This window comes from Ruegeria sp. K5 (genome assembly GCF_056531805.1).
Genome location: NZ_JBQFML010000001.1, coordinates 235,206 through 255,960 on the forward strand (window position 1 = coordinate 235,206; position 20,755 = coordinate 255,960).

The following is a 20,755-nucleotide window of genomic DNA, read 5'->3' on the forward strand; positions in this document are numbered from 1 at the left end:
GCGACCTCCCCGGCGCAGCAAACCCGGTCTCTTGCGCCAATTCAACTTCTTCTGTTCAAAAATACCTCGGAGCGCGAGGCAGAGCCTCGCAAAAAACAAAGGACGCCCGAAGGCGTCCTTTCTGATCAAATCCAAAGGCGCGGCTTTATCCCGCCTTCGCCAGATTCCGCAGCACATACTGCAGCACGCCGCCGTTTTCGATATATTCAATCTCGGGCGCGGTATCGATCCGGCATTTCAGAGTGATGGTCTTCTCGGTTCCATCCCCATAAACGATAGTGCAAGGCACCTCCTGCAGGGGTTCAACCGTGTCCAACCCATGGATCGAGACGGTTTCATCCCCCTTCAGACCCAGCGACTTGCGCGTGTCGCCGCCTGTGAATTCCAGCGGGATCACACCCATCCCCACAAGGTTCGAGCGGTGAATGCGCTCAAAGCTTTCGGCGATCACCGCCTTGACGCCCAGCAACGCCGTGCCCTTGGCCGCCCAGTCGCGGGACGAGCCCGCGCCATATTGTTCGCCACCAAACACGACCAACGGGGTTCCGTTCGCCTGATGCGCCATCGACGCCTCGTAGACTGAGGTCTGCTGACCGTCCGGCCCGACGGTGTAGCCGCCCTCTACGCCGTCCAGCATCTCATTCTTGACGCGGATATTGGCGAAGGTGCCACGCATCATGACCTCGTGGTTGCCACGGCGGGACCCGTATGAGTTGAACTCGCGCGGCTGAACCTGGCGGTCGGTCAGGTATTTGCCAGCCGGTGTGGTCGTCGCAAATGATCCGGCGGGTGAGATGTGGTCGGTGGTGATCATGTCGCCCAGGATCAGCAGAACCTTGGCACCTTCAATGTTCGAGATCGTGCCCGGCTCGGGACTCATGCCCTGGAAATAGGGCGGGTTCTGGATGTAGGTCGAGCTCGGTGGCCAGTCATAGGTTTCCTGTTGCGGAACCTCGACGCTCTGCCATTTCTCGTCGCCCTTGAACACGTCCGCATATTTGGTCTGGAACGCCTCGCGGGTCACGGTTGCCTCGACCAGCTCGGCGATTTCGCTTTGGCTGGGCCAGATGTCTTTCATGAAGACGTCGTTGCCATCCTTGTCCTGACCGATCGGCTCCGAGGTCAGGTCGATATCCAGTGTGCCCGCCAGCGCGTAAACCACGACCAGCGGCGGTGAGGCCAGATAATTGGCGCGCACGTCCGGGCTGATACGGCCTTCGAAGTTGCGGTTGCCCGACAGAACCGAGGTGGCAACCAGATCGCCCTCGGCAATCGCTTCGGACAGTTCTTTCTGGATCGGACCCGAGTTGCCGATACAGGTGGTGCAGCCATAGCCAACAAGGTTGAAGCCGATGGTATCCAGATCATCCTGCAGGCCAGCGGCCTCAAGATAGGCCGACACAACCTGCGATCCCGGTGCCAGCGAGGTCTTGACCCACGGCTTGCGGTTCAAACCCAGCGCGGCGGCTTTTCGCGCCACCAGACCCGCGCCGATCATCACATAAGGGTTCGAGGTGTTGGTGCAGGAAGTGATCGAGGCGATCACGACCTTGCCCGATTCCATGGTGTAGTCTTCGCCTTTGACGGGGACGTCTTTGCCCATGGGGCGCTTGAAGGTCTCGGCCATCTCGCGCGCAAAGGCGGCCTTGGCGTCGGTCAGCGCGACATAATCCTGCGGGCGTTTCGGGCCGGAAATCGCCGGGACAATAGTGCCCATATCCAACGACAAGGTATCGGTATAGATCGGCGCATAGTCCGCCCCGCGCCAGAATCCGTTTTCCTTTGCATAGGCTTCGACCAGCGCGATCCGGTCCTCGTCGCGGCCCGTATTGCGCATGTAGCGCAGGGTTTCGCCGTCGATGGGGAAGAAGCCACAGGTCGCGCCGTATTCTGGTGCCATATTGGCGATGGTGGCGCGGTCGGCCAGCGGCAGGCGGTCCAGACCGCTGCCGTAGAACTCGACAAATTTTCCGACCACGCCTTTCTCGCGCAGCATTTCCACGACCTTCAGCACCAGATCGGTGCCGGTGGTGCCTTCGACCATCGCGCCGGTCAGCTCAAAGCCCACAACCTCGGGGATCAGCATCGAGATCGGCTGACCCAGCATGGCGGCCTCGGCCTCGATCCCACCAACGCCCCAGCCCAGAACGGCCATGCCGTTGACCATGGTGGTGTGGCTGTCGGTGCCGACCAGCGTGTCGGGATAGGCGACCTCATCCCCGTTCTGGTCGGTGTCGGTCCAGACGGTCTGAGCCAGGTATTCCAGGTTCACCTGATGACAAATGCCGGTGCCGGGGGGCACGACGCGGAAATTGTTGAACGCGTTCTGGCCCCATTTCAGGAACTGATAGCGTTCCATATTGCGCTCATATTCGCGATCCACATTCATCTGGAAGGCGCGGGGGTTGCCGAACTCGTCAATCATGACCGAGTGGTCGATGACAAGATCGACCGGGTTCAGCGGGTTGATCTTTTGCGCATCGCCGCCCAGCCCCTTGATGCCATCGCGCATCGCTGCCAGATCGACCACCGCCGGAACGCCGGTGAAATCCTGCATCAGCACGCGGGCAGGGCGGTAGGCGATCTCACGCGGGTTCTTGCCGCCATTCGCGCCCCATTCGCCGAAGGCCTTGATGTCCTCGACCGAGACGGAAAAGCCGTCATCCTCGAACCGCAGCATGTTTTCCAACACGACTTTCAGCGCGGCGGGAAGCCTTGAAAAATCACCCAGCCCGGCCTCTTGCGCCGCGGGGATCGAATAATACGAGATGGATTTGCCATTCACGCTCAGGCTGCGGCGCGTTTTGGCGGTATCCTGTCCGACTTTGATGGGCATCTGTTGGCCTCCCTCTCAAACAACTTGGAATTCAGGGTCGCTGCATTTTATCTGCATCACTCGGGCCACCGGTTCAAGAAGGATCGGCTCGTTAAGTGCATTTTTTGTATACCATTGCACACATTTTGATGGAAATCCTTGCAACCGGTCTCAAGAAACCTTGATTGGAGGGTGATGAGCAAAGGGTTTAAACCATTACCACACCTTATCGAATCCAGAGAATAAAGCTGTTAGCCCGAGGCCAGACATGATCCGAACTGCCGCCATTGCCACTGCATTTTCCCTTTTTGCGCTTGTCCCCGTTGTGGCCAAAAGCGATCCGGTGGTGATCGAGCTGTTTACCTCGCAAGGCTGTTCGTCCTGCCCGCCGGCCGACGACATCATGCACGAACTGGCCAAACGCGACGATGTGATCGGTCTGGCCCTGCATGTGGATTACTGGGACTATATCGGCTGGAAAGACGAATATGCCGACCCCAGCCACACTGACCGGCAGCGCGCCTATGCACGGCAAGGCGGACGGACGATGATCTACACGCCACAGATGGTGGTAAACGGACAGCAGGACGTAGTCGGGGCAAAAGCCCGCCAGCTCGATCAACTGATCGACGCGCATCTGACAGCGGCCCCGCAAGCCTCGGTTCAGGCGCAGCGGGATGGCGGTGCCGTGACTGTTGAGGTCTCACCCGTCGAACTGCCCGAGGGGCAGGTCTATGACGTCCGAGTGGTCCAATATTCGCCGCTGCGCCATGCCTCGATCCGCCGGGGTGAGTTGGCGGGGCATGAACTGGATTATGCCAATGTGGTCGAATCCTGGCAGATCGCCGGGCAGTGGGACGGTGTTGCGCCGCAAAGCTACACGGCGGAACTGGAGTCAGACCTGCCTGCGGTCGTGCTGGTGCAGCAAGCCGGGCACGGGCCTATCGTTGCAGCGACCAAGGTCAGGTGATCAGGGCATTTCCTCGGGGCTGACGCCCAGCCCGTTCCAGTGCTTCCACCGGCGATGGATCCAGAACCATTGGCCCATGTGCTGACGAACCATCTTTTCCAGGTCGTTATTGGTGAACTGCGTCATTTCCTTGGGATCGGTATGCGGAACTGGTTCATGTAGAACGATTTCAAAGTCGATTCCGTTGGGTTGACGCACCGCGTAAACCGGGATCAGGACCGCTTTGTATTTCATCGCAAGTTCGGCGTTCAGAACTGAGGTGATCGCGGGTTTGCCGAAGAATTGCAGCTGTTCGCCGCCCTGAACATGCAGGTCTGATACGATCGCGATAATGCCACCACTTTTCAGCGACCGCACCATTTCCACCATGCCGCGCCGACCCTGCTCGAACATGGGTGAGCCGGTTTTGTAGAAGGCTTTGACGTAATCGTCGTTGAAATAGGGGTTTGCCATTCGACGATAAAGGCATCCGATGGGCTTGCCGCACCGGGCCTGAAGCGCGACGCGCGCCGCCAGATAATGCCCGAAATGAGCGGTGATCATCATCACCGGACGGCCTTCGGCAATGGCGGCATCAAGCGCTGCGATTCCGGCACCACTGATTTTGGCGGTCTTCTGACGCGCCATGAAACCTTCGGGCGAAAAATGCTCCATGATGGCGCGCCCGGCATTGTCCGACACATCGCCCGAGATCTTGCGAATCTCGGCCTCGGACAGGTTCGGGCAGGTCAGGTTCAGGTTGCGGCGCACGCGTCTGCGAAATCCAACCACCGGGGCAAGGCCGCGCACGATGGCACCCATGGTCGCGATGCGCCGTTCATACGGCAGCAGGCGCATGGTGCCGATGACCCCCTTCAGGAACAGATTGGCGACATAGTATTTTGCAAGCTCAGTCTGGCTGAGCTCTGACTTTTCGACAGGCATGAAGGCGTCTCACCGCATATTGCGCGTTTCCCGATCAGACATACAGACCGGGGCTGGCAACCTCAAGCACCCTCATGGGTCCTTGGCGACCCAATCTACGCGTCCTCTTCCTCGGCTTCGACCAGGGTGAGCGTGCCTGCATCCACCAGATTGCGAATGGCACCGACGATCTGTGTCATCGCCTCCTCGGCTTCGGCTTGTTTGACGCGGCCGCGTTCGCCCATTTCTTCGCGCAGGTTATCGGCCATGCGGGATGAGATGTTCGAAAGCACATATTCCACCGACGCCTTGTCGTCATCCGCCGCAGCACCCGCCAGGGCGGTGATCAGGACGGGTTGATCCACCTCGCGCAGGATGGCCGGAATGTCGCGGGCTGCGATACGGGTTGTGATATGGGCGAAGGTGAAAATGGACTGGCGTACGACGCTGGCGAAATCCGCATCCTCTTCGTCCAGCGCGGTCAGCAACCCGTCGCGGGTCGAGGCCGCCGATTGGTTGAGAATCGCTCCGACCCGCGCGCCAGGTCCGTCGCTGAAGGCCTGGGCCGGACGTTGATCCAGTTGCGAGGCCAGCGACCAGCCAATCCGTTCGACCGCTTCGGGGGTGACATTGGCGGTTTTGGAGATGGCATAGGTGATCCGTCGGGCCACAGGTCCGGGCAGTTGACCCAGCAATTGCGCCGCCTGCGCTGTATCGAGCTTGGAGACCATGACCGCCGCAATCTCGGTGCTTTCGGCTTGCGCCATTTGGGCAAGGTCTTCGGTTGGAATTTCGCGCAACCTTTGCCACGGATCACCGATCTGGCGCACGCCCGCGACTTTGCGCAATCGGGCCGCCGTGGCGGGCGCGATCTTGCCGTTGATTGCGTCCAGAGCACCGGCTAGCCCATGCGGGAAGGACAGTCCGATATTGTCCAGCGCATCGCCAAATTCACGCGCGACGGCATCCAGTGTAACGCGATCCACCAACCCCATCTGACCCAATTGATGGGTCAGCTTTTCCTGCAAATCGTCAGGCAGGTCTTCCAGCGGTATATCCGCGCCTTCATTCAACAAAAGCCGCACAACAACCGCGGCCTTTTGTAGAGAGCTGAGCGATCGGGGAACAACCCTTGGGGCGTCGTTACCGTCACCGGCGGGGGCGGCCGCCCCCGGTGCCATTTGTATCAGCGCGTTCGTATCCTGCATCTGCCTGCCGAGCCAAAATCAAGTCCACAGGCAGATTAGCGGGAATCGGGTAAAGAAAGGCTGAAGCCTAGTAGCTATATGTCAGCCCGGTGCGGATTGCGTCGCGCAACGAGGCTTCGGCCCAGGTGCCTTCGCCACCACGGGCCTTGATCTCGCGCCATTGTTCGATGGCCAGATCGGTGCGGCCTTCTGAGACAAAGCCCTGACCCATATAGCTGCGCGCCAAAATGTTGTCGGGGTTTGCAGTGATCGCATCCTGATAGAACGCATTGGCCAGCGCCAGTTCGCCCATCTTGCGGTAGGTAAAGCCCCAATAGGTCAGAACACGGTCATCGCCTTGATCCATCACGCGCAGAATGTCCTGCGCATGTTCATACTGCCCGTCATAGGCCAGCTCGCGCACCGCGTCATACAACTGATCTTGGGTGAAATTGGTTTTGTTCGGCTTCACACAGCGGCCCGCAGCCTCGTCATACACACGGCCAAACAGGCATTTCTTCGTCGTGTTTGTCGGTTTCGGCGGGCTGCTGTCGCCACCTGCGGCATGAACAATGGGGGCAAAGGCAAATGCCTGAAATGCAATCGCGGATGCTAGGACTAGGCGCATAATTTAACTCCGTTCTCGGGTCTGCTAATTGAAATCATAGTGCGATCTTCAAAAAAGCTAACACCGGACGGGTCGCATTTATTCACAAACAGGAAAGAAAACTCTTAGCTGTTTATGATTTTTGTGCAGCTTTGCGATTCCTGATCCCAAACGGCGCCATCGGCGCAGGATTGGGTCTGCTTGGAATGGCCGGTGCAGGCAAGGCTGGCCGAGGCAAAGCAGACAAGGGCGATCGAGCAAAGAACGGTTCGGATCATGATCAGTTCCTTTTGCAGAGATGTTCCGTGAAGAGTAACCGATTCTTGCTGAATCGCAAAAAAGCCCGGCCTGCTGCTGTGGCAGACCGGGCTGTTTCATGGCTTACGATGATTTATTCGCCAAAAACACGCTCGAAAATCGTGTCGACATGCTTGGTGTGATAGCCAAGGTCGAATTTCTCTTCGATCTCTTCGGGGCTCAGCGCGGCGGTGACGTCGGCATCTGCCAGCAGCTCTTGCTTGAAATCGGTCCGGTGTTCCCAGACTTTCAACGCGTTGCGCTGCACCATGGCATAGGCGTCCTCGCGGCTGACGCCAGCTTGGGTCAGGGCCAGCAGAACGCGTTGGCTCATCACCAGACCGGGGAACTTGTTCATGTTCTCCAGCATGTTCTCGGGGAAGATCAGCATCTTGTCGATTACGCCGGTCAGACGGGCCAGGGCAAAGTCCAGCGTGATTGTGGCGTCGGGCCCGATCATGCGTTCGACGGAGGAATGCGAGATGTCGCGTTCATGCCAAAGCGCCACGTTTTCCATCGCCGGGATCACAGCCGCGCGCACCATGCGGGCCAGACCGGTCAGGTTCTCGGTCAGAACCGGGTTTTTCTTATGCGGCATCGCCGACGAGCCCTTTTGACCCATCGAGAAGAATTCGGCGCCTTCCAGCACCTCGGTCCGCTGCATGTGGCGGATTTCGATGGCGATGTTTTCGATGCTGCTGGCGATCACGCCAAGGGTTGCAAAGAAGGCCGCGTGGCGGTCGCGGGGGATAACTTGGGTGCTGATCGGTTCGGGCACCAGACCAAGTTGGTCGCAGACGTGTTCCTCGACGCGCGGGTCAATGTTGGCGAATGTGCCAACCGCACCGCTAATTGCGCCGGTTGCGATTTCCGCACGGGCGTCGCGCATGCGGGACAGGTTGCGGTCCATCTCGGCGTAGAAACGGGCAAAGGTCAGGCCCATGGTGGTCGGCTCGGCGTGGATACCGTGGCTGCGGCCGATGCGGACGGTGTTCTTGTGTTCAATCGCGCGGCGTTTGAGCGCGGCCAGCAGACCCTCAAGATCGGCGATCAGCAGATCGGCGGCGCGGGTCAGCTGCACATTCAGGCAGGTGTCCAGCACGTCGGAACTGGTCATGCCCTGATGCACAAAGCGGGCTTCTTCACTGCCAACATGCTCGGCCAGATGGGTCAGGAAGGCGATGACGTCGTGCTTGGTGACGGCTTCGATCTCGTCGATGCGGGCGACGTCGAATTCCACGTCCTTGGCTTTCCACACGGCCTCGGCATTCTCACGCGGGATCACGCCCAGATCGGCCATGGCGTCGCAGGCATGGGCCTCGATCTCGTACCAGATGCGGAACTTGCTTTCGGGCGACCAGATGGCGACCATATCGGGGCGGGAATAACGTGGAATCATAAGCAGCGGCACCTTATTGTGTTTGGGCAGGAGGCGATGCGGCGGGGTTTAAACCCGCACCATCTAATGAACAAGGTGTGAGTGCGGATATGAGACGGTTTGCCCTGATTTTAGCGATCTGGCCCGGCTTTCTGGCGGCTGAAGAGTTTCAGACCCTGTCCGGCGAAGGAATTCTGGCGACGCTGACTGAACAGAAGCTGGATTACGGGGATGGCGTCTGGCAGACCTTTGAGCCCTCGATGCTGACCCAGTATTTTGCGGGCGGCCCAAGTGAGGGGCGCTGGGCTGTGCGGGGGGATCAGTATTGCTCGCTCTGGCCGCCATCGGATCTGTGGGCGTGTTATGATGTTCTGCAACAGGGTCAGACAATCCGCTTTGTCGATGACGCCGGCAACACAACAGATGGCGTGCTTGTTAAGCGGGGGAACTGACCCAACCCCTCCCGCAAGGATTTTCCGTTGTTGGGCAAGGCAGTACTGGACAAAGCAAGCGCGCCCGGTTCAATCTGATGGCAGCGAAACCATCAGGTTATTGAGATATGCGTATTTTTCTAGCGTCAACACTTGCTGCCTGTGCGGCCCTATGGGCGGCAGGGGCTGCGCCTGTCCGGGCCGAGACGCCTGTGACCTATACCGATGCGGGTCGGGCCTTGTTCCGGTTCTCGGTTCCGGATTTCTGGGCCCTGCGCACCGGCGGGCCGCGTGACATTGAAGATACCGAGTTAGGGGATGCCCGCGCCGTTGCGCGCGTGATGGCCATTCGACCGGTTACTGACGACACGGTCTGGATGGGCTTCGTATCGCCAGCCGGAGTTGAAGATATTCAGGACGGGGAGCGGTATCTTGAAGATATCGACAAGTTCCTTGTCAAAGATCCAAGCGTCACCAGCACCAGCGATACCCGCATCGGGGGGTTGCCCGCCCGTGTCTACCGTGGCACCGGCAACCGCGATGGTCGCCGGATCAATTTCACGGCGACCCTGATCGACCTGCCGCGAAACCGGGTGGCCGTCGTGGTGGCGATCCTGCGCGATGGGGCTGATCCGGCCTATGTGGATGATCTGAACGCCGTTTTCGCGTCGTTCCGGTCGCTGCAATGACGGAGGTTGGTATGACACGCAAACTGATCAAACGTTCTGTGCTAGCGCTGGGCTTGGGGGTCGCAGGTCTGACCCTGTCAGGCTGCGATGGCGTAAGTGTCGGCGTGGGCTATGGGTACCGGTACGACCCGTTTTACGACTCGATGCTGTGGAATGATTATTACCACGACGTCGATGTCGATATCGACGTGAACCGACCGGACCGGCCCAGACCTCCGGACGGCAAGCCGCCCAATCGACCGAAGCCCCCAGCGGGCAAGCCACCTGCGCGTCCGAAGCCGCCGATTGCCAAGCCGCCGTCGCGTCCGCGTCCTCCGGTTGCAAGACCGCCTGCGGCGCGGCCTCCGATCCATCGGCCTGCGCCGCGGAGACGCTGATTGGCGATCTGTTCCGTGCCCGGCATGCAGCCGGGCAGGGCCTAGCTTTGTTCTGCCTGATCCCAAATCCGTTCGACCCAGGTTGCAGGTCGTACAAATTGGCGGATTCCCCGAAGCTTGTGCTTTGACCTTAGCGCGCGCCAGATGTGTTGGCCGGGCGGCAGGTGCGGAACCTCGGCGTGGTACTGGCCTTTGATCGCATCGGGCGGGTTGAGCGATCCGGCAAAGATCACAACGCGTGCGTCCTTGGGTGCGCGCGTGTCCAGAAAGTAGTTCAGCGGGAACTTGGGAATACACTCGATCCGGAAATGGCGGACCCAGCCGGACGGCCAGAACCTTATCCCGTTTGGCGCGTTCTTTGTCACAAAATGCTGTTCAAACCGATACGTATCCGCCACGCCCTGAGGGTCGGCGGCAAAGATATCCTGCAGCGGGGCAAGCGCCCCGACCGGCATACGGTAGATCGACGTCTGCCCCAGACGGCTGAGGGGTTTGGCCACATTGCGAGCAAGGATGACGTCGTCCGGGTCGCCGAACTCGAAGAACGGATCCAGCGAGCCGGTGATCGCGACGTCCAGATCCAGAAACAGGAATGGACCCTTCAGATCGGCCAGCTCTGCGGCCCACAGTCTGGATTTCGGCCATTGGCCAATGGTTCGCTGCGGCATGAAGCCGGGCATCTCGGGCAGGTCAAAGCACTCGACACCGGGATCGACACCGTCGCGCGAATCCGTGAAGGCCACAAACCGGAAAGGCGGCGTCGTTCTGGCACAAACCATCCGATAAAGGCGGTTAATATAGGGGGCACCGTAGAGCGTGCCCCAGTTTATGCACACGATCTGTTTTTCCATGGCCGCGTGGGTAGCAGCCACGCGAAACAGTTCCGTGACAGGATTTCAGGTCACGCGTCCAGCAGGATCGTGGTCACAACGGACGAGCCTTCAAGCGTGCGGTGCACGGGGCATTTGTCCGCAATCTCCAGAAGGCGCGCGCGTTGGTCGGGCGTCAGGGGGCCTTCCAGCCGTATCTTGCGCTTGAACTGATCGATCTTGCCCTCGTTTGCCAGACCCGCATCCTGCGCGTGGACCTTGTCGTGGCACACATCAACGGTGATGCCGGTCAGCGGCCACCGTTTGCGCCGCGCATACATGCGTATGGTCATCGAGGTACACGCCCCAAGACCCGAGGAGACAAACCCGTAAGGCGACATGCCACGATCCGTGCCGCCATATGACACCGGCTCGTCTGCGACGACGTGATGGCGCGGCCCCGATTGAATGTCCTGCAAGAAACCGTTGGGGTCCGACTCGGTCACGCGAATGACGCCTTCGGGCGCGCCCGGCGGTGGGGCAGGCGGGCATAGCGAAACATAGCGCGACACCCAGGCTGCGATCACATCGGCCGCATACTCGGCATCTGCGGCGCGGGTGATCAGGTGGTCGGCATCGTCAAGGGTGACAAAGCTTTTGGGGTGTTTGGCCGCAAGAAAGATCGTGCTAGCATTGTCGATGCTGACGGTTTCATCCATCGGCGCGTGCAGGATCAGCAATGCGGCTTTCAGATCAGCAACCGATGGGGTCAGTGCTGCTTCGGCAATATCGTCGACAAAGGCCTTGCCAATGCGGAACGGACGCCCGCCCAGCGAAACCTCGGCGCTGCCGTCCTGTTGGATCTGCGGCAGGGCATCTTCGAAATGGTGCGAGACGTGGCTGGGATCGGCCGGTGCCCCAAGCGTCACAACCGCCTTGACCGAAGGGATGCCCGCACGGGCGCGCAAAATCGCAGCACCGCCGAGCGAGTGACCGATCAACAGGGCAGGGGCCATGTTCCGGCCCGCAAGAAACTGAGCCGCCGCAATCAGGTCTTCGACATTCGAGGTGAAGGTGGTGTTTGCAAATTCGCCTTCCGAGTGGCCCAGACCCGTAAAGTCGAACCGCAAGACCGCGATGCCCATTGCCGCCAGCCGGGCCGAGATGCGGCGCGCGGCTGGAATGTCCTTGGAACAGGTAAAGCAATGCGCGAACAGGGCGGTTGCCAGCACCGGACCGTCGGGTAGGTCCAGTCGTGCTGCAAGTTGACCGCCGTCATGTCCGGCAAAAGTGATGCGTTCCGTGGGCATTTCGGCTCCTTCGGTTTGGGGGGATGCCTGCAATACTGTGGTGAAGCAAAGCCAGTCTCAAGGGATATGTCAAAGGCGTAACGGTAAGGTGAGGACTTGGCGGACAGGTGCACAGGACCTGTGCACTTGCGCAGGTAAGCGGTGTTGCGGCGTCCAATTGAATGACAAAACATCACAATTGGTGATGTTGTTTCGATTAAATATTCATTTTCATAATTCGACTGCCTCCCCCATCTTCACGGTATCCACACCATCGCCGGAGGAAAGCATGACACATATTACAGCAACCCCGCAGTCGCCCGGTATCGGGGCAGGCACATTGGTTACTCTTGTTCTGGTTGGCGCATTGGGTTTTGCGCTGGGACAGTCCTGGCCCTTAAGCGAATTCGCAAGCGACTCGCAATTGACACAGCCGGTTGAAGACTGGCACGGCAATGTGCGTCGTTCATATTGGTCAGAGTGAGGGCATCCTCACTCTGACCCCATAAGCCGCCCATCAAACGGGTATTTGGTCAGGTTTTCATAGCCGTCCTCGGTTATCAGTACCTGATCTTCCAGCTTGATCGAGAAATCTCCGCCCACTTCGCCAACAGCGGCTTCGACACAGAGCACCATGCCGGGTTCCAATGGATAGTCATAGGCCCCGGTAACCGCCTTGTCGGGATAGGCAACCAACGGCCATTCGTCACACAATCCCACACCATGCATCAGGCAGCCGTATTTCTGCGCCTGAAACTTGTCGTCCAACCTGTGAGAGTTGGCCGTCAGTTCAGGGATCATCACACCGGGTTTCAGCATTTCCATATTGGTCATGATGTGTTCATGCGCGTGCTGCATGGCATAGATCATATCGGCGCGGGGTTTCTGGTCGCCGATCCACCATGTGCGTGAAATATCGATGCAAATCCCGTACGAACCGATCAAGTCCGTGTCGAAGGCAATGATTTCATTCTGCTGCGTAATACGGGGGCCGCATTCCTGAAACCACGGGTTGGTGCGCTGGCCCGAGGCCAAAAGGCGGGTTTCGATCCACTCACCCCCGCGCCGGATGTTTTCGGCATGCAGAACGGCCCAGATGTCATCTTCCGAGGTTTTGCCGACGCCGACATTGGCACGGGCGAATTTTTCCATCTCGGCCACGGCGGTCTCGCAGGCATGGCTGGCGCAGCGCATGGCCAGAATCTCGTCCGGGCCTTTGATGGCGCGGGTCTTTTCGGTCAGTTCCTCGCCTTCCATGATTTCGAACCCCTGCGCCTCAAGCGCGCGCAGCCCGTGCAACATGATCTTGTCGACCGCCAGACGCTTGTTTCCGCCGCCATGTGCGTCGATCAGCACGCGCACCTCGTTCGAGAACACGTCCGCTGCGATATCCACCTTGTCGCCCCGGTCGAAATAGAACAGATCCGCGCCTGACCGCTGTTCGCGCACCAACGGGTTGAACGTCGACAGGAAGGGTGAGTTCTTATAGTCCCAGATCACCATATACCCGTCGGCGCATAGCAGCACAGCCCGGAACGGGTTGTGGGTGTTCCACAGCTGCATGTTGGTGCTGTCGGTGGCGTAGCGGATGTTCAGCGGGTCGAAGATCAACAGGCCGCCGTATCCGCGATCGACAATCGCCTGCGTCAGGCGCTTCCAGCGGTATTCGCGCATCCGTTCAAGGTTCGGTAGTTTCAACCCGGCCGCATCCCATTCGTCAAAGGCCAGTTGGGTCGGTCCGATCTCGATCCGGTTGTTGTCGTTGGGTGTTCCGTCGCCCAGTGTTTCGCCTCGGGTCGGATCGATTTTGCGGGTATCCCGGTAGTGTTGATTCACGTCACGCCTCCCTGACATGGGGTCGAGTGTGTTGAGGCCCTGATCCGTCGTCGCAGAAGATTGCGACCGTCTGCGGGTCGTTTTTTGACCGACATTGCGTGGATTCGGTGGTAGCTGGGTCTCATGACTATCATTTTGCAGGAAAAAATCCCGTATGACCCGCGCAACGCCCGTGCGCTGCCCGGTGTGCAGCCTGCTTCGCTGGACGCGTGGCTGCATCAGGATGATGCCTTTGCTGCGCAGATGAGCCATCGGGCGACCCTGTTGAAAGAAAGGCGCGATCAGGTGATGGCGCTGGACCAAGGTGCCGAACCTGCGGCGCAAGAGCTTTTGGAGCTGGTTCTGGCGCAGGTCTATCCTGATGCTGCAGACAGCGTGCGGCGGCCTGACAGCGTGTCGGTTGACATCGACAGGACCCGGCCGCTGGATACGCTGTGCCATCTGGTTCAAGAGGATTTCTGTATCCTGCAAAAGCAAGCCGATCAGCATGTTCTGACCGGCGCGATCCTGTGTTTTCCGGCCAGTTGGCGTTTGAGTGAAAAATTCATGCGCCCGCTGGTAGATATTCATGTGCCGGTCGCCAGCTACGACGACAATATCGCCCGGCGCGTGCAGCGATTGTTCGATGGGATTCAACCAGATCGCCCGCTTTGGCGCTTCAATGCGCTGTGGTACGAGGACCCGGAGCTTTTTCAACCCCGCAGTGCCAGCGAACCGCGGGAAAAACCAAAAGCGGGGACCACCTCATACCTGCGAAGCGAGCGTCAGACTTTGATGCGGCTGCCCAAGACTGGCGCGGTCGTCTTCTCGATCCACACCTATGTTTTGGCCGCGCACAGCCTGGCAGAAATGGAAAACCCCGCCTGACGGCGGGGCCTCCAAGGAGGGTTCTTGTAATTCGGTTACATGCCCAAAGCGGTGGCAACGTCGGCAAAAGCGTTGCTGGCATTCAGGGCGACAATGGCAAAGGTGAAGACCAGAACCTGAGTGTTCAGTCTGAAATCCTCACCCCGGATCAGGTTAACCGCCGCCATGGACAGCGCAATCGGGGTGGAGACACTGGCGATCACGCCTGTCATGCACCAGCTGCTGAGCCGCAGAATGTCGCTTGGCCGCTCGTCTTCCTCAGCGGTTTCGCTGGGCAGGGTTTCTGTTGGGGTTTGGGGTTCGTCCGTGCGAAACGCGATGCTGAGCAGTTGTTCGTCTGACAGCTGGATCGGACGGGCCGCAGGTTTGGCTGCTTCGATAGGATCTTGCGGTTCTGGGATGTCCAGACCTGCAAACTGACCGGTCACAGATTGAAAGATCTGTTTTCGGTTTCTGGGTTTGCTGGGGGCCAGCGTGTCAAAGGCGCTCATGAACTGTTCGACGGTCAATACCGTGTGCGGTGACAGCCATTCCACCCGCCGGGTCGAGCAGATATCGACCATGCGATACAGAATGACGACCAGCATAAGTTCCGAGATCTCGAGATCGTCCAGCAGCGGCGACACCGGAGTAACCGTCAGGACCAACCGGTTCTGAGGGTTGGACACAACGGGCCGGGCGAGCGTCCGCAGGCCAGCCGCGCGATCCATACGTTCGTAACGTGTGTCGGTATCCGCCGCTTCGGTATCCAGCGTCAGGCGCACCATATACTGGCTTGAGACAACGCTTGCCTCAGTCCGTGACAACAGCGCTTTGCGTTCGACCAAATGGCCGTAATCCTCAAGCGTCGTGGCGACAATTGTGCCAAACCGCTCGATCGCGCCGTCTGTGTCGCCATCGAATTGCAGGCCGCCATGGTAGCTGTGCTTCCGAGCCACTGGAATGTTCCTTTGCCGCTTATTGTCTAAGCCGACAAACTATCAACGGTTTTTGGACAGAATTTGACCAAAATGGAAAAAAATCGAAATTTCCGAGGATTGATTACGCTTTGGAAACCCTGAATCCAAGGCGTTTTGGTGGCCACTATGGCAATTTTGTGGCCGAATTGCGTGTAGGGCGTGGTGACGGAGTGTCGGGCCTAACCATCGATTCGCGCGGCCATGATGGCGATGGATTGCTGATAGACCGATGCCGCATTCCATTGTTGAATGACTGCGAAATTCGGCTGTCCCGGCTGATACCCACGCCCCGGTTTCCATCCTTTTTTGCGAAGGAAATTCGCGGTCGAGGCCATTGCATCCGTCAGGTTGTAAAAGTCCACACGTCGGTCGCCGGTGGCATCGACACCGTATTCCAGGGCGTTGCCGGGCAGGAATTGCGTATGGCCCAGTTCGCCATGTTTTGCCCCTTTTGTCGCCATGGTGATGCTGCCCTGATCGACCAGTTTAAGCGCCCCAATGGCATGGGGGATAAAGAAATCCGATCTGCGGCAATCATAGGCTAATGTTGTGATTGCGGAAACAACCTGACTGTCGCCCATGAAGCTGCCAAAGCCGGTTTCCATACCGTGGATGGCCAGCAGAATTCCGGATGGCACGCCGTATTGGCGTTCCAATGCGGCGTAGAAATCCGGGTTTCTGGCTTTGCGTTTGCGCCCCTGCGCAACAATTGTATCCGCGCCGCGCACACGCATGAATTTATCCAGCGAGTATTTGAAACTCTTCTGGTTTCGGTCGGCCGCAATGGTGCGGGTGGCGTATTGCGTCTGAGCCAGCGCTTGCAAGCCCTTCCTTTTCACTCCGGCCCGGCGCGCCTGTTTGGCAAAGTCCGCTTTCCAGGCCTCGAACCCCGCGCTGGTATTCCCGCAGGGCGCGGTTAGTCCGACGGTCGGGATGGTCAGGGCAAGCGACAGAAAAAGCGCGCGCAGCATAGGGGCACTCCGATTGGCTGTGGTTGTGAAAGCGTAAATGCCAAGGGCGAAATGGCAAGTCGGTTAATACAGGTCCAGTTCGTCCGTGGCTTTCAGGCTTTCGAACCATTCCTCGGGCGTTTTGTCGATTTTCGCGTGTTTGACCATCATCGCGTTCATGTTCGGCAGTTGCGAGGCATCGGGCCAGTGATCGGGTTGCCACAGGTTCCCACGGATGACGCATTTGGGGCAGTGGGCAAAGGCAGTTTCGACATGGATCAGCAGGACAAGTTTCGGCACCCGCCCGTTCACGGCCATACCGCTTAGCAGGTCGGGGTCAGCGCATATTCGCGCCGTGCCGCGAATGCGCAGAGTTTCCATTTTGCCGGGAACAAAGAAAATCACACTGACGCGCGGGTCTTTCAGAACGTTGTGAAACGTGTCCACCCGCTTGTTGCCGGGGCGATCCGGGATGGCGATCAGGGTGTCCGAGACCACTTGAACAAACCCCTCAGGGTCGCCGCGCGGTGAGATGTCCAGATACCCATCCGGGTTGGCCGAAGCGATCAGGCAGAAGGTGGATTTGTCGATGAAGTCGCGGCACATCTGATCCAGTGCGGACAATTCCTTGGCGATGATCTGGGGCAGAGGCGCGCCGGTGATGCGTTCCAGATCTTCGACCGAGGTTACGATGTCCGAGAATTGTGCAAACGGGGTATCGGATGACATGCGCTCTCTCCTGACCGGTTTGCGTCCGAGTGTGAAAGATCATGCCAAACGAAACAAGGGCGCCCGTTTGGACGCCCTTGCAGATGTAACCCTGTTCCGGATCAGCAGCTGTAGTACATGCCGTACTCAACCGGGTGCGGGGTATGCTCGTAGGTTTCGACCTCTTCCATCTTCAGCGCGATGTAGCCGTCGATCTGGTCTTTGGTGAACACGTCGCCCTGCAGCAGGAAGTCGTGATCGGCAGCCAGAGCTTCCAGAGCCTCACGCAAGCTGCCGCAGACGGTCGGGATGTCGGCCAGTTCTTCGGCGGGCAGGTCGTACAGGTTCTTGTCCATGGCTTCGCCCGGATCGATCTTGTTCTTGATGCCGTCCAGACCGGCCATCAGCAGCGCAGCAAACGCCAGATAGGGGTTTGCGGCCGGATCGGGGAAACGGGCCTCGACGCGCTTGGCTTTCGGGCTTTCGGTCCACGGAATACGGACACAACCGGAACGGTTACGGGCCGAGTAAGCGCGCAAAACAGGAGCTTCAAAGCCCGGGATCAGACGCTTGTAGCTGTTGGTTGACGGGTTGGTGAAGGCATTCAGGGTCTTGGCGTGTTTCAGAACACCACCGATGAACCACAGTGCTTCATCCGACAGGTCGGCATATTTGTCACCTGCAAACAGCGGCTTGCCGTCTTTCCAGATCGACATGTTCACGTGCATGCCGGTGCCGTTGTCGCCTGCGATGGGCTTCGGCATGAAGGTCGCCGATTTGCCGTAGGCGTGCGCGACGTTGTGGATGACGTATTTGTACTTCTGCAGCTCGTCCGCCTGTTTGGTCAGGCTGTCGAAGATCAGGCCCAGCTCGTGCTGGCACGAGGCAACCTCGTGGTGGTGCTTGTCGACCTTCATGCCCAGACGCTTCATGGTGCTGAGCATTTCCGAACGCAGGTCCTGAGATTCGTCGATCGGGTTAACCGGGAAGTAGCCACCCTTGACGCCCGGACGATGGCCCATGTTGCCCATCTCGTATTCGGTGTCGGTGTTCCACGACGCGTCGGTCGCATCAACTTCGTAGGATACCTTGTTGATCGTGTTTGAGAAACGGACATCGTCAAACAGGAAGAATTCAGCTTCGGGGCCGAAGAAGGCCGCGTCGCCGATGCCGGACGCTTTCAGGTAGGCCTCGGCTTTTTGGGCGGTGCCGCGCGGGTCGCGCTCATAGGCTTCGCCGGTGTCAGGCTCGACGACCGAGCAGTGCACGCAGATGGTTTTTTCTGCATAGAACGGATCGACATAAGCGCTGTCGGTATCGACCATCAGTTTCATGTCCGATGCTTCGATCGACTTCCAGCCCGCAATCGACGAACCGTCGAACATGAAGCCTTCTTCCAGGAAGTCTTCGTCAACCTGATCAGCCATCAGGGTCACGTGCTGAAGCTTGCCGCGCGGGTCGGTGAAACGGACGTCGACGTAATCGGCGCCTTCGTCTTTGATCAGCTGAAGAACTGCGTCCTTGCTCATTCTATTGTTCCTCTGGTTTGAGAATTCGGTAATGGGTTACAGCGCGTCCGAGCCGGTCTCGCCGGTGCGGATGCGGATGGCTTGTTCAACGGGTGAGACAAAGATCTTGCCGTCGCCGATCTTGTCGGTCTTGGCGGCCGAGACGATAGCCTCGATGGCGGCATCGACCTGATCGTCGTCCAGAACCACTTCGACCTTCACTTTGGGCAGAAAATCGACCACGTATTCGGCACCCCGGTAGAGTTCCGTGTGACCCTTTTGGCGGCCAAAGCCCTTGACTTCGATCACGCTGAGGCCCTGGACGCCAACGTCCTGCAATGCCTCTTTCACTTCGTCCAGTTTGAACGGCTTGATGATCGCTTCGATCTTTTTCATCCCGGCTCACCTCGCATGGTTGTCAGACCCGCAGTGATCACGTCTAAGATCGCTCAGCAATGTGATTGCGAAAATGTAGGCCTTAGGGCGGGGCGAAATTTGGCGTGGGGTGAAATTTTAGTCACTTTGCACAAAAAGTAATCAGAATTGAATCGCGAAGGGGTTTCGGATGGCAGAATTGCTGACAGCGGCGCAGATGCGGGCGATCGAGCAGGCGGCTATTGGGTCCGGTCAGGTGACGGGTCTGGACCTGATGGAGCGCGCGGGGCAGGGCGTTGTCGACGCGATTTTCGAGGAGTGGCCAGAGTTGAGGGATCGAGGGGCCAGCCCCTCGAGCTCCCCGGGATATTTGGGGCCAGATGAAGGGGATCCCTCGCGTGCCGTGGTGCTGTGTGGACCTGGGAACAACGGGGGTGACGGGTTTGTTGTGGCGCGGTTGTTGCGGGAGTTGGGTTGGGAGGTTGAGGTTTTTCTATATGGCGACCCAGAGAAGCTGCCGCCGGATGCGCGGGTGAATTATGAGCGGTGGATGGAAAACGGAGCTGTTCAAGACCTTTCTGTTCGCGACGTTTTTGACGATATGGCCGCAGTGGACCTGATCATTGACGCGGTTTTTGGAACCGGGCTTGCGCGGCCTGTCGAAGGCAAGTTGGCCCAGGCCTTTCAGTCTGTAAGGGCGTTCAGGGAGGCGCGCGGCGGCAGAATTGTCGCGGTCGATGTGCCCTCGGGTCTTTGTTCGGATAGCGGAAAACTACTTGGGGCTCAGCTGGATGCCGAATTGACGGTCTCATTCCATAGGGCCAAGCGTGGTCACGTGCTTTGTGGTGGTCCACGGCATACTGGCACGCTTGCTACGAAGTCGATTGGATTGGACGGCGGGTGGGACAGGTACGCCGAAGGGCCGATCCTGAAAAAGACTGAGGGCGTTTCATCGCGTATTAGCAAGAGCAGTTCCGCGCACAAATATGGATACGGTCACGCCCTTATCCTATCGGGTGGTGCCGGTAAAACGGGCGCGGCGCGGCTGGCGGCGCGGGGGGCTTTGCGGATCGGTGCCGGGTTGGTGACGATTGGGGTGCCGCCGTCGGCCCAGATGGAGGTTGCGGCGCAGGTGACGGCCATCATGTTGCAGCGCGTTGAGGGTGCGGATGGGTTGGCCGAGGTGTTGCAGGATGAGCGGCTGAATGCTGTGTGCCTTGGCCCGGGGCTGGGAGTGAAGCGTGCGCTGCAATTGGTGCCGGTCGCGTTGGCAGCGCGGCGGGCAACAGTGCTGGATGCCGATGCGCTGACGGCCTTTGCGAACGACCCAGACGCGCTGTTCGGACTGCTGCACGCAAACTGCGTGCTGACCCCACATGGCGGAGAGTTTGCGCGGCTTTTCCCGGATATTTCTGAGAAGCTGAATGCGGTGCCCTTGAAAGGCCCTGCATATTCCAAAGTGGATGCCACGCGCGAGGCCGCGAAACGGGCCGGGTGTGTTGTTCTGTTCAAAGGGCCGGATACGGTGATTGCCGATCCAAATGGCCAGTGCTCGATCAACGCGGCGCATTACGACCGTTCCGCCCCGTGGTTGGCGACGGCCGGGTCGGGGGATGTGCTGGCCGGGTTCATCACAGGGCTTATGGCACGAGGGGTTTCAGCCATGCAGGCCGCCGAGAGCGCGGCCTGGTCGCACGTGGAATGCGCGCGCCACTTCGGCCCAGGGCTGATCGCGGAAGATCTGCCCGAGCAGCTTCCATACGTATTTAGGCAATTAAATATATAAGTATATTGGGCGGG

The 20,755-nt window shown here is 59.1% G+C and carries 21 protein-coding genes; 7 read left to right on the forward strand and 14 right to left on the reverse strand.

Annotation, left to right across the window (positions count from 1 at the left end; genetic code table 11):
• Nucleotides 1-145 precede the first annotated feature (145 nt).
• Nucleotides 146-2,836, reverse strand: a complete 2,691-nt coding sequence (gene acnA / locus ACR0MO_RS01220; protein ID WP_480889352.1) for an aconitate hydratase AcnA — start codon at nt 2,834-2,836, stop codon at nt 146-148.
• A 247-nt stretch (nt 2,837-3,083) separates the two neighbouring features.
• Here acnA and ACR0MO_RS01225 point away from each other — a divergent pair, with 247 nt between their 5' ends.
• Nucleotides 3,084-3,785 (forward strand): DUF1223 domain-containing protein, encoded by a 702-nt coding sequence (locus tag ACR0MO_RS01225; RefSeq protein ID WP_170519470.1) that lies wholly within the window; start codon nt 3,084-3,086, stop codon nt 3,783-3,785.
• Here the strand turns inward: ACR0MO_RS01225 and ACR0MO_RS01230 are convergent, their stop codons facing one another.
• The 5 genes from ACR0MO_RS01230 to purB all read right to left on the reverse strand — a co-directional run bounded on the left by ACR0MO_RS01230 (nt 3,786) and on the right by purB (nt 8,178).
• Nucleotides 3,786-4,709 carry a lysophospholipid acyltransferase family protein gene (locus tag ACR0MO_RS01230; protein WP_170622003.1) on the reverse strand — a complete coding sequence of 308 codons (924 nt, stop codon included), beginning with the start codon at nt 4,707-4,709 and terminating at the stop codon, nt 3,786-3,788.
• Between the two features lie 95 nt (nt 4,710-4,804).
• Entirely contained in the window at nt 4,805-5,896 is a 1,092-nt protein-coding gene (locus ACR0MO_RS01235; protein WP_170735117.1) for a FliG C-terminal domain-containing protein, read from the reverse strand.
• Nucleotides 5,897-5,963: 67 nt separating this feature from the next.
• On the reverse strand, nt 5,964-6,503 hold the full coding sequence (locus ACR0MO_RS01240; RefSeq protein WP_170449822.1) for a tetratricopeptide repeat protein: 540 nt from the start codon (nt 6,501-6,503) through the stop codon (nt 5,964-5,966).
• Between the two features lie 104 nt (nt 6,504-6,607).
• The gene (locus tag ACR0MO_RS01245; protein ID WP_170449824.1) at nt 6,608-6,760 is read right to left on the reverse strand and encodes a hypothetical protein; all 153 of its coding nucleotides are present in this window, start codon (nt 6,758-6,760) and stop codon (nt 6,608-6,610) included.
• Nucleotides 6,761-6,873: 113 nt separating this feature from the next.
• Complete coding sequence (gene purB / locus ACR0MO_RS01250; protein WP_170449825.1) at nt 6,874-8,178, reverse strand: adenylosuccinate lyase; 1,305 nt, start codon at nt 8,176-8,178, stop codon at nt 6,874-6,876.
• 89 nt (nt 8,179-8,267) lie between these two features.
• Between purB and ACR0MO_RS01255 the strand changes: the two genes are divergently transcribed.
• The 3 genes from ACR0MO_RS01255 (at nt 8,268) to ACR0MO_RS01265 (ending at nt 9,654) form a co-directional block, all read left to right on the forward strand.
• Complete coding sequence (locus ACR0MO_RS01255; RefSeq protein WP_170519461.1) at nt 8,268-8,609, forward strand: hypothetical protein; 342 nt, start codon at nt 8,268-8,270, stop codon at nt 8,607-8,609.
• Nucleotides 8,610-8,716: 107 nt separating this feature from the next.
• Entirely contained in the window at nt 8,717-9,277 is a 561-nt protein-coding gene (locus ACR0MO_RS01260) for a hypothetical protein (protein WP_170519458.1), read from the forward strand.
• 11 nt (nt 9,278-9,288) lie between these two features.
• Nucleotides 9,289-9,654 (forward strand): UbiA prenyltransferase family protein, encoded by a 366-nt coding sequence (locus ACR0MO_RS01265; RefSeq protein ID WP_170519455.1) that lies wholly within the window; start codon nt 9,289-9,291, stop codon nt 9,652-9,654.
• A gap of 41 nt (nt 9,655-9,695) precedes the next feature.
• Here ACR0MO_RS01265 and ACR0MO_RS01270 read toward each other — a convergent pair whose 3' ends face one another.
• Nucleotides 9,696-10,505, reverse strand: coding sequence for a glycosyl transferase (locus tag ACR0MO_RS01270; RefSeq protein WP_170449834.1), 810 nt, complete (start codon nt 10,503-10,505; stop codon nt 9,696-9,698).
• A gap of 50 nt (nt 10,506-10,555) precedes the next feature.
• Complete coding sequence (locus tag ACR0MO_RS01275) at nt 10,556-11,773, reverse strand: bifunctional alpha/beta hydrolase/OsmC family protein (RefSeq protein ID WP_480889357.1); 1,218 nt, start codon at nt 11,771-11,773, stop codon at nt 10,556-10,558.
• 268 nt (nt 11,774-12,041) lie between these two features.
• Here ACR0MO_RS01275 and ACR0MO_RS01280 point away from each other — a divergent pair, with 268 nt between their 5' ends.
• The gene (locus tag ACR0MO_RS01280; RefSeq protein ID WP_480889359.1) at nt 12,042-12,236 is read left to right on the forward strand and encodes a hypothetical protein; all 195 of its coding nucleotides are present in this window, start codon (nt 12,042-12,044) and stop codon (nt 12,234-12,236) included.
• Between the two features lie 8 nt (nt 12,237-12,244).
• On the opposite strand, the gene dddP is transcribed toward ACR0MO_RS01280, so the two are convergent.
• A complete protein-coding gene (gene dddP, locus ACR0MO_RS01285) occupies nt 12,245-13,588 on the reverse strand; it encodes a dimethylsulfonioproprionate lyase DddP (RefSeq protein WP_480889361.1) in 1,344 nt (447 codons plus the stop codon).
• A gap of 123 nt (nt 13,589-13,711) precedes the next feature.
• On the opposite strand from dddP, the gene ACR0MO_RS01290 reads away from it, so the two are divergent.
• The gene (locus ACR0MO_RS01290) at nt 13,712-14,455 is read left to right on the forward strand and encodes a heme-dependent oxidative N-demethylase family protein (protein ID WP_480889364.1); all 744 of its coding nucleotides are present in this window, start codon (nt 13,712-13,714) and stop codon (nt 14,453-14,455) included.
• 35 nt (nt 14,456-14,490) lie between these two features.
• Here the strand turns inward: ACR0MO_RS01290 and ACR0MO_RS01295 are convergent, their stop codons facing one another.
• From ACR0MO_RS01295 to ACR0MO_RS01315, 5 genes are all read right to left on the reverse strand, one after another.
• Nucleotides 14,491-15,393, reverse strand: a complete 903-nt coding sequence (locus tag ACR0MO_RS01295) for a hypothetical protein (RefSeq protein WP_480626164.1) — start codon at nt 15,391-15,393, stop codon at nt 14,491-14,493.
• Nucleotides 15,394-15,593: 200 nt separating this feature from the next.
• Nucleotides 15,594-16,385, reverse strand: a complete 792-nt coding sequence (locus tag ACR0MO_RS01300; protein ID WP_170449844.1) for a lytic murein transglycosylase — start codon at nt 16,383-16,385, stop codon at nt 15,594-15,596.
• Between the two features lie 63 nt (nt 16,386-16,448).
• Nucleotides 16,449-17,093 (reverse strand): MSMEG_1061 family FMN-dependent PPOX-type flavoprotein, encoded by a 645-nt coding sequence (locus ACR0MO_RS01305; protein ID WP_170449846.1) that lies wholly within the window; start codon nt 17,091-17,093, stop codon nt 16,449-16,451.
• A 101-nt stretch (nt 17,094-17,194) separates the two neighbouring features.
• Nucleotides 17,195-18,601, reverse strand: coding sequence for a type I glutamate--ammonia ligase (gene glnA / locus ACR0MO_RS01310; protein WP_170449848.1), 1,407 nt, complete (start codon nt 18,599-18,601; stop codon nt 17,195-17,197).
• Nucleotides 18,602-18,637: 36 nt separating this feature from the next.
• A complete protein-coding gene (locus ACR0MO_RS01315; RefSeq protein ID WP_050602105.1) occupies nt 18,638-18,976 on the reverse strand; it encodes a P-II family nitrogen regulator in 339 nt (112 codons plus the stop codon).
• 169 nt (nt 18,977-19,145) lie between these two features.
• Here ACR0MO_RS01315 and ACR0MO_RS01320 point away from each other — a divergent pair, with 169 nt between their 5' ends.
• Nucleotides 19,146-20,741: an NAD(P)H-hydrate dehydratase gene (locus ACR0MO_RS01320; RefSeq protein WP_480889367.1), complete on the forward strand. Its 1,596-nt coding sequence runs from the start codon at nt 19,146-19,148 to the stop codon at nt 20,739-20,741.
• Nucleotides 20,742-20,755 lie beyond the last annotated feature (14 nt).